The organism is Flavonifractor sp. An82 (assembly GCF_002159265.1).
Classification (GTDB): Bacteria; Bacillota; Clostridia; order Oscillospirales; family Oscillospiraceae; genus Flavonifractor.
Genome location: NZ_NFHG01000022.1, coordinates 1 through 13,851 on the forward strand (window position 1 = coordinate 1; position 13,851 = coordinate 13,851).

A 13,851-nucleotide genomic window follows, 5' to 3' on the forward strand; every position below is an offset into this window, starting at 1 on the left:
TGGGCAACGCCCAAAACGCTTGGACGCCGCTTGCGCGGCGGCTCGCCTGCGCTCGCAGGAGCACGCTTAGCCCAGCAGGTGACAGGCCGCGTAGTGACCCGGCGCGTGCTCCTTGAACTGGGGCACCTCCTGCTTGCACTTCTCAGTGGCATAGGGGCAGCGGGTATGGAACCGGCAGCCCGTGGGGGGATTCATGGGGGAGGGGATATCGCCCTGGAGGACGATCCGCTGCCGGGACCGGCTCACCTCGGGATCAGGCACAGGCACAGCGGACAGCAGGGTCTTGGTATAGGGGTGGATGGGGTTCTTGTTGAGCTCATAGCTCTCGGCCAGCTCCACCAGGGTGCCCAGGTACATGACGCCGATGCGGTTGGAGATGTGGCGCACCACGGACAGGTCGTGGGCGATGAACAGGTAGGTCAGGCCCAGGTCCTGCTGCATGTCCTCCAGCATATTGACCACCTGAGACTGGATGGACACGTCCAGAGCGGAGATGGGCTCGTCGCACACGATGAACTCGGGCTTAACCGCCAGGGCGCGGGCAATACCTACGCGCTGCTGCTGGCCGCCGGAGAACTCATGGGGATAGCGGTTGGCGTGCTCGGTGTTCAGACCCACCCGGGCCAGCAACTCCTTGATGCGGTCGGTGCGGTCCTTCTTGTTGGGGCACAGCTTATGGATGTCCAGAGCCTCGCCGATGATCTCGCCCACCGTCATACGGGGGTCCAGGGAGGCGGAGGGGTCCTGGAAGATGATCTGCATCTTCCGGCGGTAGGGCAGCATGTTGGCCACAGTGGGCTTGGGAGTCTTGACGTGGATCAGGTTGCCGTTTTCATCCTTCTGCCAGGGGTCCTCGCCCTCAAAGATGGGCTGACCGTCATAGACGATCTTGCCGGACGTGGGGGGATGGAGCTGGAGGATGGTACGGCCCAGGGTGGTCTTGCCGCAGCCGGACTCGCCCACCAGACCCAGGGTCTCGCCCCGTCTGATGAAGAGGGACACGTCCTCCACGGCCTGGACGCCGGGGCCCTTGACGCCCTTGACGCCAAAGTACTTCTTCAGGTGGTCCACCTGAACGAGGATATCATTTTTCTCACTCATGGTCGCCCGCCTCCTTGTTCTCGGTCTCTGCCGCGGGCTTGGCGTCCGTCTGGCCGGCCTTCTCCTTGGCCATCTGCTCCTGCACCCGCAGCCAGCAGGCGGAGCGGTGGTTGTCGCCCAGCTCCACATAGGGGGGCATCTTCTGCAGGCAGATCTTCATGGCGTACTCGCAGCGGGGGGCGAAGGGGCAGCCCTCGGGAGGATTGAGCATATCCACGGGGGTACCCTCGATGGGGATCAGGCGCTCGTAGCTCTCGGCGTCCACACGGGGCATGGACCGCAGCAGGCCCATGGTGTAGGGATGGCCGGGCTTGTAGAAGATGTCGTCCACGGGGCCCTGCTCCACCATCTTGCCGGCGTACATGACGGAGACCTTGTCGCAGATCTCGGCCACCACGCCCAGGTTGTGGGTGATGAAGATGATGCCCATGTGGGTCTTCTTCTGCAGCTCCTTCATAAGCTCCAGGATCTGAGCCTGGATGGTCACGTCCAGAGCGGTGGTGGGCTCGTCGGCGATGAGCAGCTGGGGATGGCAGATCAGGCCCATGGCGATCATGACGCGCTGACGCATACCGCCGGACAGCTCATGGGGATACTGCTTCATGCGCTTTTCCACGTTGTTGATGCCCACCAGCTCCAGCATCTCCATGGCCCGCTTGGCGGCCTCTTCCTTGGTGACCTTCTTGTCATGGGCCTTCAGGGCCTCCATGAGCTGGTTGCCGATGGTGTACACGGGGTTGAGGCAGGTCATGGGGTTCTGGAAGATCATGGCGATCTTGTTGCCCCGCAGGTCGATCATCTCGTCCTTGCTCTTGGCCAGCATGTCCTCACCCTCGAAGGTGATGGAACCGCCCACCACCTTGCCGGGGGACTGAAGCAGGCCGATGATGGAGTAGGCCTCCACGCTCTTGCCGGAGCCGGACTCGCCCACGATGCCCATGACCTCGTCATAGTTCAGATCATAGCTGATGCCGCCCACGGCCTTCACCTCGCCGGCGGGGGTGAAGAAGGAGACGTGGAGATCCTTGACTTCCAGCAGCTTGCCGCTCTTTTCGTTGTTTTCCATGATGTCTCCTCCTTTCTTACTTCTTCAGCCGGGGATCCAGGGCGTCCCGCAGGCCGTCGCCGAACAGGTTCAGGCACAGGATCATGACGCTCAGGATGGCGGCGGGGATAAACAGACGGTAGGGGTAGCTGGTCAGACCCTTCAGGGCGTCCGAGCACATGGAGCCCAGGCTGGTCATGGGGGCGGAAACGCCCATGCCCAGGAAGGACAGGAAGGACTCGGTGAAGATGGCGGAGGGGATCTGCAGGAAGGTGGTGGTCACGATCTGGCCCACGCAGTTGGGCAGCAGATGGCGCTTGATGATGCGCCCGCCCTTGGCGCCCAGGGCCCGGGCGGCGGTGACATACTCCTGCTGCTTGAGCTGGAGGATCTGGCCGCGGATGATGCGGCTCATGGTCACCCAGTACAGCAGACCGAAAGCGATGAAGATAGAGATCAGGTTGGGGCCCAGCACGGTGACCAGCTCCTGAAGGGGACCGTCACCCGAGTTCTGGAAGTCCTCAAACAGGGGCTTCAGGGTGGCGCCCAGCAGCAGGATGATGAGCACCTCGGGAATGGTGTAGATGATCTCCACGATGCGCTGCATGACAGCGTCCACCTTGCCGCCGAAGTAGCCGGAGATGGAGCCGTAGATGGCGCCGATGATGAGCACAATGATGGCGCAGCAGATACCCACGATCATGGACACACGGGCGCCGATCATGGTACGCACCATGATGTCACGGCCCTGGGTGTCACAGCCGAAGACGTGGGGGAAGACGGACTCGCCGTTGGCGATGCGCTCCAGCTCGTCGTTGGTATAGCCGAAGGGCTTGGCCTTGATGCCCAACTCCTTGCGCAGCTCGTTGACGTCAGTGCTGGCGCCGCTGGTCTTGGCCTGAGCGCGGATGGTGGCCTCCTCCACGCGGCTGAGCTCGCGGCCCTCGGCCGCGGCCTCGGCGCGGGCGGCCTCCACCGCCTCATCCGGGGTCATCTGGGCCTCGGCCAGCTTCTCCTGGTCCTCCAGGGAGTAGTGCCAGGGGTGGATGTTATTGGCGCCGGGGATCACCTGGTCATAGCTGTAGGGCACCAGCAGGGGACCCACAAAGGCGAACAGGCCGATGAGGATGACGATGACCATGGCCACCATGGCCACCTTGTTGTGGCGCAGACGCCGCCAGGCGTCCTTCCAGTAGGACACGCTCTTGCGGTCCTGAATGAAGCTCTCCTTCTCCTGGGTGGTAGCCGGCTCGAAGGCATTCTCCGGCAGGTCGTTCCAGTGCAGGATATCCTCCACGTCGGGCTGAAGGGAGCCGAGGACTTTCTTTCTCTTGTTCTCCAACTCAGTTCCCTCCCTTGCTCAGATTGATACGAGGATCCACCAGCTTGTACAGCAGGTCCACCACCAGGTTCATCACGATGATGAAGGCGGCCAGGAAAATGGTGGTGCCCATGATAATGGGGTAGTCACGGTTCTGGATGGACGAGACAAAGTAGCGGCCCAGGCCGGGGATGGAGAAGACGGTCTCCACCACGAAGCCGCCGCACAGGGTAAAGGCAATCTGGGGGCCCAGGTAGGTGATGACGGGGATCAGAGCGTTGCGCAGGGCATGCTTGAAGATGATCTTCTTGTTCTTCAGACCCTTGGCCCGGGCAGTCTTGATGTACTCCTGGTTGATGGAGTCCAGCATGGCGGTACGGGTCTGCCGGGACAGATAGCACATGGGATAGAAGCCCAGGGCCAGGCAGGGCAGCACATAGCTGCGTATGCTTCCGTCAAAGATGGTGGGGAAGAACTTCATCCCCTCGATGCCGCCTGCAAACACATAGAGCAGCATCGTGGCTACCACGAAGCCTGGCATGGATATGCCTATGGTACAAATGACCCGCAGCAGGCTGTCCACCCACGTTCCCCGCTTGTAGGCGGCCAGACAGCCCAATGGGACGCCCACCAAAATAGCCCACAAAATGGCGATGATACCGATGGTGGCGGAGACGGGGAACATGGTGGTGATGATCTCCAGCACGGGACGGTCCTTCTGCATCTTGATGGAGTTGCCGAAGTCGCCATGGACAATGTTCGCCAGATACTTGCCCAGCTGAACGATGACCGGCTGATCCAGGCCATACTTCTCATTCAGAGCATCGATGGTGGCCTGAGGCGGGGTCTTCTCAGACAGCCAGGGATTGCCCGGAATGGCGTTCATGAGCAAAAAGGTCAGGCAGGTCACGATAAACAGCGTGAGCACTGCCATCAACACTCTTTTCAAAATGTATTTTGCCATTTCTTCACTTCCTATACCATTCTCTGTGCATTCTCGTAAATTGCCCCACAATAAACGTCTGTTTATTTTATCGTAAATACCCCTTTCCGTCAAGAGTTCTACGGCCTGAATTTGATGGAATAGCCGTCAAATCTTGCAGCTGTCCTTGGTAAGAGGACACTTTTCTGCATAATTGTCCATTTTTTCTTTCGAAGGATGGTGCTTTTTTCCCTTGTACCGCCTGCTTTTCGACGCTTTTTCTCACTAGCGCGGTAAAATTCGCTAATAAATATTCATATAAAAGGCCACAATATTCATTTTAACGGAAATCCTGCAAAAGGGCGGCTTTGAATCCCGCCCCACCGCCCGGTTGCAAAACGACCCCGAGGGGATAAAAACGGGGCGGACAGACGCGGGAAACCGCGTCCGTCCGCCCCGTTGCATCTGCTCTTTTAGTCGAAGCCCAGGCCCATATAGCCCTGGGTCTCCTCGCCCCAGAGGGCCCCCTTCTCCCGGTTGTACCACTTGACCATGCCGAAGGGCTGGAGATAGCTGCCCTGCATGCCGTCCCACTGGGCGGGGGTACGCACAAAGCACCGCTGCCCGGGCATTTTGGCCGCCAGGGCGGCCAGCCCCCGGGGCATATGCTCCGGCGGCAGCAGCAGCTCCTTGAAGAGCACGCTCTCTTCATTCAGATACTCCGCGGCGGCGCAGCCCCGGAAATCCCCTACCATAATGCGGTACAGTCCGCCGCCTGACAGCTTGCCCATGCCCTCCTGGTAGCGGATGAGCTCCTCTCCGTAGAGCACAGAGGGGATGCCCTCCAGCGCGCTGCGGCGGATCTCGTTGTACTCCTCCGGTCCGATAGGCTCCACCTTGTCCTCCGGGCGGGAGGGCGTGGTCATGCTGCGCAGCAGCTCCACCTTTCGGGTGAAGAAGCCGGGCAGAAAGCCCACCATGGAGAAGAATTTGAACAGGCTGGCCTCGGCGGGCACCACGGTGACGCAGTCCGCCCCCCGCTGCCGGAGAAACTCGTCCGCATAGAGCAGCAGCTGCCGGCCGTAACCCTTGCTGCGGGCGGCGGGGTCGGTGGCCAGAGCATAGATATACCAGGCGGCGGCGGTACCGCCGCCGGGCAGGGTGACGGTCTGGGGCAGCAGGGCCAGCATGGAGGCCAGCTTTCCGTCCTCCAGCAGCAGGAGCATGTCCTCCGGCCGCCAGCAGCACTGGTAGAACCAGTCGATATAGCGGGGATCATCCCCAAAGGCCGCCTGCCACAGCTCCTTCTGGATCTGTACTTCATCCGGTCGGGACGGACGGATCTCTACCATGAGAACACTCCTCTCATTTCTTGTCCGCATTCACGCTTTCATAATGGCGGCGTACTTCTCCACCAGCAGGTCGGGGTAGTAGGACAGCTTGGCTTTTCTCAGGCCCTCCCACCGCACCTTCGGTGCGGCGGGTACCCCTTTCTTTTACTTCCTCGGGCGGAATCAATCCGCCCTGCGGCAAGCCGCCCTTCCGGGCAGCTTGTTCGCGCAATGCGCGTCCCGCTGCGCGGGTCCCTGTGGAGGGCCTGCCGGTCATTCCTTCATGACAGCGGCGTACTTCTCCACCAGCAGGTCGGGGTAGTAGGACAGCTTGGCTTTTCTCAGGCCCTCCACGCCCATGTCATCCTCCCGGTTGAGGTACTTCACCTCCGGGTGGCGCTGGCGCACCCACCGGGCAAACTCCCGGTTGATCATGGCATAGGCCCCCTGGAGCTCGCCGTAGGCCTTCTCAAAATGGACGTCGTAGGTGTCGGCAGACAGCTTGTCCCCCATGGTGAAGGCCACCACCTCGCCGTACACCCGGATCAGTCCCCCCTCCAGGCCCAGCTCCTGGTAGTGCTCCATGGCGGTACGCAGGGCAATGCCCTCGTCGCCCAGGTCCCGCTCTTCCGCCTCGCCCTCCCGCTGGAGGGAGCGGCGGTACCACTCCCGGTCCATCTCCAGGCACTCGGGCAGGCTCTCCGGGGTGATCTCCTCATAGGTCCAGGTGGGGTTGTTCTCCATGAAGCGGTTGATATGGTTGCGCTTGGCGTGGAGCTTCTTGCCCCCCAGGTCGGCCAGCCGGTCGATCTCATAGAGGTAGTCGTAGCCGTCCCGGTCGGCCACATAGTCAAACTGGTCGGGGAAGAACTCCTCCAGCTCGGCCATCTGGCCCCGGGTCAGGCACACCAGCCGCAGGGGCTGGCCCCGGCCGTCGGCCTCGGCCTTCAGCGTGCGGATGGCCCCGGCAATATCCCCCGCCCCGGCGGGGTACAGGTAGCTGCATCCCATCCGGCCGCAGAGGTGGGTGAACAAAAAGCCGTTCCCCTGGGCAATCTCCACGTTGAAGGCCTTTTTCCATACATAGATATTGGTAAAGTTATAGTCGCAGCCCCGGTAGTTGCCCCGGGCCAGCAGTCCGTCCACCCAGGCCTTGTCCGCCGGGGTGGGCGCTTTGAATTCGATCATGGGGTTTTTCTCTCCTAACCATTTCCCAGTATGCCGACATGATATCACGGCCTTGGGGAATTGGCAAGGGAAATCCGGCGAACGGGCCCGGAAGAGCAAAAACGGGCGGCCAAAAGGCCGCCCGTGGCTGTCTGATGTTGGGACCGGGTGGCAGTACACCCTTACAGCTCAGGATAGATCTGGCTTTTGCGGGGAAGCAGGACTGCTGCCGCCAGATAGATCATACTCCACAGCCCCACGGAGCAGAGGGTCAGGGCGATCCAGCCCAGCCGGACCAGAGTGGGGTCTATGTTCAGGCACTCCGCCAGACCACCGCACACGCCGGCCAGCTTGGCGCCCCGCTCCACACGATAGAACTTCTGATGCCAGTTCATAGACACCCCTCCTTTTTATTAAAATAGCACATCACGGTGCAAAAGTCCAGAATTTTTCCAAGAATCAGTTATGTCCCTTCCTCCACCAGCATGAGGCAGCCGTCGGCGTCATACTTGAGACGCTGGACCTCCGCCTTGGTGTTGCGGATGATGTCGTCCATACGCACACTCTCGGTGACGGTGGCCACAAAGGTATAGGCCACACCGTGGCGCTTGGCCCGGCCGGTACGGCCGATGCGGTGGGTGTAGTTCTCCATCTCGTCGGGCACATCGTAGTTGAACACCGCGTCCACGTCGTCGATGTCCAGGCCCCGGGCAGCCACGTCGGTGGCCACCAGCACCTTGATCTCGCCCTTCTTGAACTTTTCCAGGGTCTTTTCCCGCACCCGCTGCTGGATATCACCGTGGATGGCCTGGCAGGAGATGCCCCGCATCTGGAGCAGGCCGGCCAGCCGGTCGGTCATGTTCTTGGTGTTGCAGAAGGCGATGGCCCGCTCGTACTCCCCGTGGGTGATGAGGGCCACGATGGTGTCCAGCTTCTTCTCCCGGCCGTCCAGGTCGATACGGTACTGGGTGATATCGGGCTTGGACTCCTCCACCGGGCGGACGGTGATCTCAATGGGGTCACGCTGGTACACCCAGGAGATGTCCATGACCTCCCGGCTGATGGTGGCGGAGAACATGCCCAGGTTCTTCCGGTGCTTCAGCTGGTCCAGGATGCGGGTCACGTCCCGGACAAAGCCCATGTCAAGCATGCGGTCGGCCTCGTCCAGCACCACAGTCTCCACCTTGTCCAGGCGCACGGTGCGCCGCTTCATGTGGTCCATGAGCCGGCCGGGGGTGGCCACCACGATCTGGGGGCGTTTCTTCAGGGTGTTGATCTGCTTGTCGATGGGGGCGCCGCCGTAGAGGCACACGGTGCGCACCCCCTCCTTGAATTCGCACAGGTCCCGCAGCTCCTCCTGGATCTGCACCGCCAGCTCCCGGGTGGGGGCCAGCACCAGGGCCTGGACCTCCTCCCGCTCCGGGTCGATGTGCTCCACCATGGGGATGCCGAAGGCAAAGGTCTTGCCGGTGCCGGTGGGGGCCTTGGCAATGACGTCCTTCCACTGCATAAAGTAGGGGATGGCCCCGGCCTGCACCGGGGTGGCCTGGACGTAGCCCTTTTTGTCGATGGCCTTCATCACTTCAGGGGACAGGCCCAGGTCGGCGTAGTTGACGATCTCGTTGACCTGCTCGCCGTTGATTTCCATGGGTACAAAACTTCCTTTCCGTTTCAATCTGCCTGATTCAAGGTCCCCACAGGCATCGAAACTCCCTTTCGTACCCAACGCCCTCTTTCCCCGGGGCGCGACCTCAAATCGTACCGGAAAAGTGTATCATATTCCCCGAAAAATTGCAATCCTTTCCCCTCAGAGGCCAAAAAAGCCCCGGTCCGCCGTCAGGCGGGCCGGGGCTTGGGATCACAGAACCTTGGACAGGAACTCGATGGTGCGGGGCTCCTTGGGGTTGGCAAAGAAGGCGTGGGGCTCGTTCTGCTCCAGGATGTGGCCGCCGTCCATAAACAGGACCCGGCTGCCCACCTCCCGGGCAAAGCCCATCTCGTGGGTGACCACCACCATGGTCATACCCTCGTCAGCCAGCTGCTTCATGACCTCCAGCACCTCGCCCACCATCTCGGGGTCCAGGGCGGAGGTGGGCTCGTCGAACAGCATCACCTTGGGCTTCATGGCCAGGGCCCGGACGATGGCAATGCGCTGCTTCTGGCCGCCGGAGAGCTGGGCGGGGTAGGAATCCGCCTTCTCATCCAGGCCCACCCGCTTGAGCAGGGCGGTGGCCAGATCGTCGGCCTCAGCCTGGCTCATCAGCTTGGTGCGCACGGGAGCCAGGGTGATATTCTTCCGGATGGTCATATTGGGGAAGAGGTTGAAGTGCTGGAACACCATGCCCATGTGCTGGCGGATCTTGTCGATATCCGTCTTGGGATCGGTGATATTGGTACCCTCAAAGCTGATGGTACCGGCGGTGGGGGTCTCCAGCAGGTTGAGGCAGCGCAGGAAGGTGGACTTGCCCGAGCCGGAGGGGCCGATGATGACCACCTTTTCTCCGGGATAAATATGCTCGGAAATGTCGTCCAGCACCAGATGATCCCCAAAGGATTTGGTCAGATGTTTAACGTCGATCACTTTGACGCAGCCTCCTTTCCAGTTTGCCCTGGAGCCAGGTGAGAAGAATGACCACCACCAGATACATGATGGCGATGCCGATGTAGGGGGGCATGTAGTCAAACGTATTGCCGGCAATACGGGCCGCCCGGTAGGTCAGCTCGGTAAGGCCGATAGTGTTGACCAGGGAGGTGTCCTTGAACAGGGTGATGAACTCGTTGCCCAGGGAGGGCAGGATGTTCTTGAAGGCCTGGGGAATGACGATAAAGCGCATGGTATCCAGATAGCCCAGGCCCAGGGACCGGCCCGCCTCCGTCTGGCCCACGTCCACGCTCATCAGGCCGCCCCGGACGATTTCCGCCACGTAGGCGCCCGAGTTGATGCCCAGAGCCACCACGCCCACCATGAACTTGTTCCGGCTGGAAGCAAAGACCACAAAGCCCCAGATCAGGATCTGCACCAGCATGGGGGTACCCCGGATGACGGTGGTGTAGATCTTGCAGATGATGTTGAGGATGCCCAGAGGGATGCTCTTCCGGCGGCCGGGGCGCTGCTGGTCATGGGCGGTACGGATGACCGCCACCAGAACACCCAGGGCAACACCTACGATCAGGGATACCACCGTCAGCTCGATGGTGGTCAGCAGGCCCTGGAGGTAGAGCTGCCAGCGGTCCCCCTCCAAAAAGGCGGCATCCAGCCGGGGCCCCAAATTGTTCAGCCATTCAAACATAATTGCCTCCTTCTCTCAGGCTACGGGAAAAAAGGGCGGCCGGAAAGGCCGCCCTTTCTTGTAGTTGGATTTACTCAGCAGTGATGTACTTGTCCACGATGGACTGGACGGTACCGTCGGCGATCAGCTCGCTCAGAGCGGTGTTCACGGCATCCTTCAGAGCGGTGTTGCCCTTGGCAAAGGCGATGGCGTAGTCCTCCACGGCGAACTCAGTATCCAGGATCTTCAGGCCCTCGTTCTGAGCCACAAAGGACTTGGCGGGCTCGTTGTCGATGACCACAGCATCCACCTGGCCGTTGACCAGAGCCATGACGGCCAGAGCGCCGTTCTCATAGGCGGTGACGTGGTCCTCGCCGTAGCCGCCGTTCTCGGGGGTGTCGGAGCAGTAGATGTAGCCGGTGGTAGCGGTCTGGCAGCCGATCATGTCAGCGTTGGCCAGGTCGTCGATGGTCTGGATGGGGGAGTCCTCCTTGACGATGACCACCTGCACACCGGTGGCATAGCTGTCGGAGAAGTCCATGACCTCCAGGCGCTCATCGGTGACGGTGATGCCGGCCATGGCAATGTCGCTCTGGCCGGTCTGCACGGCGGTGAGAGCGGCGTCAAAGCCCATGTCGTCCACCACCAGCTCCAGGCCCAGCTTCTCGGCGATGGCCTGAGCCACCTCCACGTCGATGCCCTCGAAGCCGCCGTCGTCGGTGGTCATCTCATAGGGAGGGAAGGCGGCGTTGGTGGACATGTGGAGCTTGCCCTCTTCCACGGTGGTGAACTCACCGGTGGCGGCGGGAGTGTTGCTCTCAACAGAAGGGGTATTGCTGTTGCCGGAGGGAGTCTCGGCATTGCCGGCGTTGCCGCCGCCGCAGCCGGCCAGCAGGGACAGAGACATAACCGCGGTCAGGCCCATGAGGGCCAGCTTCTTGAAATTCTTCATACTGTATTCTCTCCTATTCATTGCGTTTGACGCGTTCCTCTTTGTGTTCCTTGAATTAGGTGACTCTTATTATACACCATATGCAAAAAAATGCAATATTTATTCATTCGTCAAACCCAACAAAAAACCGAAAGGTTTTCCCCCGTTCTCTCTCCGCGCTGCTGTGGAAGGGGGTGACAGTCACATAATGCTGTTATGTGAGCAAAGGGGCCTGTTTTCAGCGTTTGAAGGGGTTTACTTCCGGGAAAACAATGTGGTATAATGACGGCGATATGTTCACATATGGTTTTGAAAACCAGAAAGGAGGCATCCTTTTGGAAGAGATCCGCGCATTGAAAGAGCGGCTGGAGGGAGAGCGGCCGGTGGACTGGGAGGGTTTCCCGGATATCGGGCTGTATATGGACCAGCTCATCAGCTATATGCCCCGCCAGCTCATCCACTACGGGGAGGGTGAGGCCCTCACCTCCGCCATGGTGAATAATTATATTAAGGACGGGGCCATGCCCCGGGCGGAGGGCAAGCGGTACTCCCGCACCCACCTGGCCTATCTCACCGCCCTGTGCGCCCTCAAGCAGGTGCTGTCGGTGAAGGACGCCGGCCTGCTGCTGGCCTCGGCGGCCCAGGGCAGGGAGCCCAGCGAACTGTATGAGCAGTTCCGCATGGAGCTGGATCGGGCCCTGGACGTGACCGCCGGTTCCCTGGACCCCACCGCCGGGGAGGAGGACCTGCCCGGCCTGGCTATGGCCCTGGCCCTGCGCAGCTACGCCGACAAGCTGGCCTGCCAGCGCATTCTGGAGCTGCTGCGGGCCAAGCAGCCCCCCAATGAAAAAGAAAAGAAAAAACGCGAAAAAGACTGAATGATACAGGAGGTCCTCTGAACAATGGGAGATTATGTGATTCTGACTGATTCCTCCGCCGACCTGACGGCGGAACTGGTGAAGGAGCTGGGGGTAGAGGTAATCCCCCTGTCCTTCACCATGGAGGATAAGATCTACTACAACTGGCCGGACAACCGGGACATTGACCCGGCGGACTTCTACGCCCGCCTGCGGGGCGGGGCCATGGCCACCACCTCTGCCGTCAACGTGGCCACCTACACCGACGCCATCGAGCCCATGCTGAAGGAGGGCAAGGACGTGCTGGTGCTGGCCTTCTCCTCCGGCCTGTCCACCACCTGCAACTCGGCCCAGATCGCCGCCGGGGAGCTGATGGAGCAGTACCCCGACCGGAAGGTGGCCGTGGTGGATACCCTGTGCGCCTCCCTGGGCCAGGGCCTGCTGGTGTGGTATGCCGCCCGGATGAAGCAGCAGGGCAAGACCATGGAGGAGGTCCGGACCTGGACCGAGGAGCACAAGCTGAACCTGTGCCACTGGTTCACCGTGGACGACCTCCACTTCCTCAAGCGGGGCGGCCGTATCTCCGCCGCCACCGCCGTGCTGGGCACCATGCTGTCCATCAAGCCGGTGATGCATGTGGACAACGAAGGCCACCTCATCAAGGTTGGCACCGCCCGGGGCCGCAACGCCTCCCTGAAGGCCCTGGTGGACCACATGGAGGAGACCGTGCTGGACCTGAAAGACCAGGTCATCTTCATCAGTCACGGCGACTGTTTGGCCGACGCCCAGAAGGTGGCCGATGACGTGAAGAGCCGCTTTGGGGTGGAGACCGTCATCATCAACTACGTGGGTCCCGTCATCGGCGCCCACTCCGGCCCCGGCACCGTGGCCCTGTTCTTCCTGGGGAGTGAGCGGTGATGGAGGATATCAAGTGGCTGGAGGTGGTGCTGGACACCACCGAGGAGGAGCTGGACGGTCTGTGCGCCCGGCTCACCGCCAACGGCGTCACCGGCTTCGCCATTGAGGACGAGGAGGACTTCAAGACCTTCCTGGAGCAGAACCGTCAGTACTGGGACTATGTGGACGAGGACCTGATGGAGCAGATGAAGGGAGTGTGCCGGGTCAAGTTCTATGTCACCGACGACGACCACGGCAAGGCCCAGCTGAAGCAGTGGCTGGAGGGCATCGACAAGCCCTACACCACCGCGTCCCTGGGGGACAACGACTGGGCCCACTCCTGGCAGAAGTACTACAAGCCCATGACGGTGGGGGAGAAGTTGTGGATCGTCCCCGAGTGGGAGAAGGATCAGACCCCGCCGGAGGGCCGCACGCCGGTGTACCTCAACCCCGGCCTCACCTTCGGCACCGGCAACCACGCCTCCACCCAGCTGTGTCTCATGGGGCTGGAGGAATATGTGGTGCCCGGCCAGCCGGTGCTGGACCTGGGCTGCGGCAGCGGCATCCTGTCCATCGCCGCCATGGCCCTGGGGGCCTCCACCGCCGTGGCGGTGGACATTGATCCCAAGGCGGTGGATGTGGCCTATGAGAACGCCGGTCTCAACGGCATCGGCAGAGACCGGTACACCGTCCGGGCGGGGGATGTGCTCTCCGACCAGGCGCTGGTGAAGGAACTGGGGCAGCAGCGCTGCCCCCTGGTGCTGGCCAACATCGTGGCCGACGTCATCATGCCTCTGTCCGCCAAAGCGGGGGAGTGGATGACATCTGACGGCGTATTCCTGTGCTCCGGCATCATTGACACCCGGGCCGACGAGGTCCAGGCCGCTTTGGAGCGCAACGGCCTGCATATCATCCGCCGCCGGGAGCAGAACGGCTGGGTCTCCCTGGCCGCAAAGCTGGCATAATGTGCACGAAAAAGGACGTACCGCAGGCGGTACGTCCTTTTTTGC

The 13,851-nt window shown here is 61.4% G+C and carries 14 protein-coding genes; 3 read left to right on the forward strand and 11 right to left on the reverse strand.

Annotation, left to right across the window (positions count from 1 at the left end; all coding sequences use genetic code 11):
- Positions 1 to 66 precede the first annotated feature (66 nt).
- The 11 genes from B5G34_RS15790 to B5G34_RS15840 all read right to left on the reverse strand — a co-directional run bounded on the left by B5G34_RS15790 (position 67) and on the right by B5G34_RS15840 (position 11,108).
- A complete protein-coding gene (locus B5G34_RS15790) occupies positions 67 to 1,101 on the reverse strand; it encodes an ABC transporter ATP-binding protein (protein WP_087339753.1) in 1,035 nt (344 codons plus the stop codon).
- Positions 1,094 to 2,167 carry an ABC transporter ATP-binding protein gene (locus tag B5G34_RS15795; protein WP_087339756.1) on the reverse strand — a complete coding sequence of 358 codons (1,074 nt, stop codon included), beginning with the start codon at positions 2,165 to 2,167 and terminating at the stop codon, positions 1,094 to 1,096. The genes B5G34_RS15790 and B5G34_RS15795 overlap by 8 nt, the downstream gene beginning before the upstream one ends.
- A gap of 16 nt (positions 2,168 to 2,183) precedes the next feature.
- Entirely contained in the window at positions 2,184 to 3,488 is a 1,305-nt protein-coding gene (locus B5G34_RS15800) for an ABC transporter permease (RefSeq protein WP_087339759.1), read from the reverse strand.
- 1 nt (position 3,489) lies between these two features.
- Positions 3,490 to 4,431, reverse strand: a complete 942-nt coding sequence (locus tag B5G34_RS15805) for an ABC transporter permease (RefSeq protein WP_087339761.1) — start codon at positions 4,429 to 4,431, stop codon at positions 3,490 to 3,492.
- A 431-nt stretch (positions 4,432 to 4,862) separates the two neighbouring features.
- Complete coding sequence (locus B5G34_RS15810) at positions 4,863 to 5,741, reverse strand: GNAT family N-acetyltransferase (RefSeq protein ID WP_087339763.1); 879 nt, start codon at positions 5,739 to 5,741, stop codon at positions 4,863 to 4,865.
- A gap of 252 nt (positions 5,742 to 5,993) precedes the next feature.
- Positions 5,994 to 6,908, reverse strand: a complete 915-nt coding sequence (locus tag B5G34_RS15815; RefSeq protein WP_087339768.1) for a phosphatidylglycerol lysyltransferase domain-containing protein — start codon at positions 6,906 to 6,908, stop codon at positions 5,994 to 5,996.
- Between the two features lie 161 nt (positions 6,909 to 7,069).
- Positions 7,070 to 7,282 carry a PspC domain-containing protein gene (locus B5G34_RS15820; protein ID WP_087339772.1) on the reverse strand — a complete coding sequence of 71 codons (213 nt, stop codon included), beginning with the start codon at positions 7,280 to 7,282 and terminating at the stop codon, positions 7,070 to 7,072.
- Between the two features lie 68 nt (positions 7,283 to 7,350).
- Positions 7,351 to 8,535, reverse strand: coding sequence for a DEAD/DEAH box helicase (locus tag B5G34_RS15825; RefSeq protein ID WP_087339776.1), 1,185 nt, complete (start codon positions 8,533 to 8,535; stop codon positions 7,351 to 7,353).
- Between the two features lie 210 nt (positions 8,536 to 8,745).
- Positions 8,746 to 9,468, reverse strand: a complete 723-nt coding sequence (locus B5G34_RS15830; protein ID WP_087339779.1) for an amino acid ABC transporter ATP-binding protein — start codon at positions 9,466 to 9,468, stop codon at positions 8,746 to 8,748.
- On the reverse strand, positions 9,455 to 10,177 hold the full coding sequence (locus tag B5G34_RS15835; protein ID WP_087339783.1) for an amino acid ABC transporter permease: 723 nt from the start codon (positions 10,175 to 10,177) through the stop codon (positions 9,455 to 9,457). Before B5G34_RS15835 ends, B5G34_RS15830 begins: the two co-directional genes overlap by 14 nt.
- A gap of 70 nt (positions 10,178 to 10,247) precedes the next feature.
- The gene (locus tag B5G34_RS15840) at positions 10,248 to 11,108 is read right to left on the reverse strand and encodes a transporter substrate-binding domain-containing protein (protein ID WP_242957089.1); all 861 of its coding nucleotides are present in this window, start codon (positions 11,106 to 11,108) and stop codon (positions 10,248 to 10,250) included.
- Positions 11,109 to 11,422: 314 nt separating this feature from the next.
- Between B5G34_RS15840 and B5G34_RS15845 the strand changes: the two genes are divergently transcribed.
- Genes B5G34_RS15845 through prmA form a run of 3 tightly spaced genes read left to right on the forward strand, consistent with a single transcriptional unit; the run spans position 11,423 to position 13,806 of the window.
- On the forward strand, positions 11,423 to 11,965 hold the full coding sequence (locus B5G34_RS15845; protein ID WP_087339786.1) for a DUF1836 domain-containing protein: 543 nt from the start codon (positions 11,423 to 11,425) through the stop codon (positions 11,963 to 11,965).
- A 24-nt stretch (positions 11,966 to 11,989) separates the two neighbouring features.
- Complete coding sequence (locus tag B5G34_RS15850) at positions 11,990 to 12,862, forward strand: DegV family protein (protein WP_087339789.1); 873 nt, start codon at positions 11,990 to 11,992, stop codon at positions 12,860 to 12,862.
- A complete protein-coding gene (gene prmA / locus B5G34_RS15855) occupies positions 12,862 to 13,806 on the forward strand; it encodes a 50S ribosomal protein L11 methyltransferase (RefSeq protein ID WP_087339793.1) in 945 nt (314 codons plus the stop codon). The genes B5G34_RS15850 and prmA overlap by 1 nt, the downstream gene beginning before the upstream one ends.
- Positions 13,807 to 13,851: the final 45 nt, after the last annotated feature.